The 715-nt window shown below is 67.4% G+C and carries 2 protein-coding genes; both read left to right on the top strand.

Going from position 1 to position 715, the window contains the following annotated elements:
- On the top strand, positions 1-195 hold a 195-nt coding region (locus NW818_RS14040), incomplete at its 5' end, for a hypothetical protein (RefSeq protein ID WP_414424915.1).
- The coding region (locus NW818_RS14035; protein WP_414424914.1) for a hypothetical protein at positions 164-715 on the top strand (552 nt) is incomplete at its 3' end. The genes NW818_RS14040 and NW818_RS14035, both read left to right, overlap by 32 nt.

Here is a 715-nt window from a genome sequence, read left to right as displayed (position 1 = left end):
ATGGAAGACCTGGAACTAAGCCTGGAAGCGGGGAGTGGACTGGCGGAGATCGAACGGGCCATGCTGCGACATAACCCGGAACTCCTCAGGACGCTGATGCAAGGCCTGGTGGAAGAGACCCAGGCGCCTTCCCCCCCTGGAGCTACCGAAGGGGTGGAGGAGGGTGGGACAACGCACCAGCCAGGTACGCGGTAGCTGGGGGTTTATCCAGGTCAGGGTACAGCGGCTGCGGGACGAGGCGGGACGGGAACACAGCTACCGGCTGGATGGGAGCCTGGACGGCAGTGGGTATACCCCCTGGGTGCTGGAGCGGCTGCTGGAGCTGGCTGGCCGACTGCCGTATGAGGAGGCAGCGGAGCTGGGCCGCGCCTTCGGCCTGGAGGTGAGCGCAGCGGGGCTGGCCCGGCTGCATGCGACCTACGGCAAAGCGTTAGAGGAGACGCTCTGTGCCAGCCTGCAGGAGCGGGCCTGGGCGGCTTTGGCCGAGGGGGAGGGACGGGTGATGGTGCTGGAGGTGGATGGGGTGCGGGTAGCGGGACAACCCCATCCCAGCACCCATCGCTGTGAAGGCGTCGAGGTCAAAACCGCCCTGGTTTATCCGCAGCGGGCTCCTGGTGCGCGCACCCGTATGGCGGGGGTGATGAAGCCCGAGCAACTGCTGCCCCAGCTCTCGGGGCTGCTGCGGGCGGCGGGGGTACAGAGACAGGATGAAGTG

It is taken from the genome of Synechococcus sp. R6-5, assembly GCF_047461775.1.
Taxonomy (GTDB): domain Bacteria; phylum Cyanobacteriota; class Cyanobacteriia; order Thermostichales; family Thermostichaceae; genus Thermostichus.
Note: the sequence above shows the minus strand (reverse complement) of the source record. Positions and strands in the feature narration are given on the sequence as shown.